The 831-nt window shown below is 75.9% G+C and carries 2 protein-coding genes; both read right to left on the bottom strand.

Features of this window, described 5'->3' with window-relative positions:
* Positions 1-189 (bottom strand): hypothetical protein (locus tag ESO86_RS17820; RefSeq protein ID WP_165308369.1); only part of this gene is annotated, 189 nt, incomplete at its 3' end.
* Positions 190-240: 51 nt separating this feature from the next.
* Positions 241-714: a GyrI-like domain-containing protein gene (locus ESO86_RS17825; protein ID WP_129236041.1), complete on the bottom strand. Its 474-nt coding sequence runs from the start codon at positions 712-714 to the stop codon at positions 241-243.
* Positions 715-831: the final 117 nt, after the last annotated feature.

Here is an 831-nt window from a genome sequence, read left to right on the forward strand (position 1 = left end):
CGGTCCGCGCCACTCGTCGCTGCGTCGCCGGACGCGGCGGCGCAGCTCGAACTGGAGCCCGAGCGGCCGGAGATCCGCCGTTCCGCGCGCGGATGCGGCATCCGTCGGCTCGTCGGTCGCCGGAGCAGCGCCGCCCGCGTCGAGGCCCACGAGGGCGGCCCGCCAGTCGGGCGTACGGTCGGCGGGCATGAGGTCCATGCTCGCACGCACGGCCGACCATCGGCCCGTGCGCGCGCGCCGTCAGTTCGCCGGCACCAGCGGGCAGGAGACGACCGTGCGGATCTCGTCGTCGGGCGTCCCCGGCGGACTCCAGTACTCCTCCCACATCGTCGACTCGTCGAGCTCGCGGCCGTGCAGGGCCATCGCGGCGGCGATCGCGTCGTACGCCTCCGACACCCGGTCGTACGGACCGAGATGCGTCGTGGTCGCGACCTCGACCGCGGGCAGCTCGTCGGGCACGACGTCGCCCTCCGCCGTGATCGGGCTGTCCACCACGAACCCCGCGCTGACGGTGACCGAGCCCGTCGCCGGGTCCATCCCGGTGTAGTACCCGACCGCGGGACCGTCGCCGAGGAGCCCGCGAGACCCGAGCACCGCCGCGACGCGCTCGAACGCGGTCGGCATGAACGCGGGGATCTCGGCGAATGTCGTGCGTGCTCGCACGACCGCGAGGTCGCGGCGCGGAACCTGCGCGATGCGGACGTCGTGGCCCATGGCCCCCACCCCTCTCGCCGACCGTCGGCACCAGCCTCGCCGTCGCGCGGCGTCGCGGCCGGGGCTTCGGTCCCACGGGCTCGCGTGGGACGCGGCGCGGTGGGTCGGGGCCGGGGC

Source organism: Agromyces binzhouensis (assembly GCF_004135055.1).
In the GTDB taxonomy this organism is placed as follows: Bacteria; Actinomycetota; Actinomycetes; order Actinomycetales; family Microbacteriaceae; genus Agromyces; species Agromyces binzhouensis.

Coding starts and splice junctions, on each gene's coding strand:
- ESO86_RS17825 (WP_129236041.1), bottom strand. CDS start 714: ATGGGCCACGACGTCCGCATCGCGCAGGTTCCGCGCCGCGACCTCGCG.